Genomic DNA, 219 nt, shown 5'->3' with positions numbered 1-219 from the left:
GAAAACCTTCTATTCGCTCATTCAATTTAAACCAACCGTTCCAAATAGTTGACCATGCCGCTTTACCCGTTCTTTTGGAATCGGTCCATCCCCCCAGTTTGGCAATTGCCTTGTATGCCCAGGATGCAACAGGAGCTTGAGACGGAAAGTCTGTTTTTTCGACAGTTTTCCATAAGACCTTCCATTCAATCTCACTCAACAATTCATCACAAGGGATGC

Annotated in this window: 1 pseudogene; it reads right to left on the bottom strand. The window is 44.3% G+C overall.

The features are described from left to right. Nucleotides 1-219 (bottom strand): annotated as a pseudogene (locus CC34_RS0110170) (IS4 family transposase); the annotation flags it as partial.

It is taken from the genome of Legionella pneumophila subsp. fraseri, from assembly GCF_000586315.1.
Lineage (GTDB): Bacteria > Pseudomonadota > Gammaproteobacteria > Legionellales > Legionellaceae > Legionella > Legionella pneumophila_B.
Note: the sequence above shows the minus strand (reverse complement) of the source record. Positions and strands in the feature narration are given on the sequence as shown.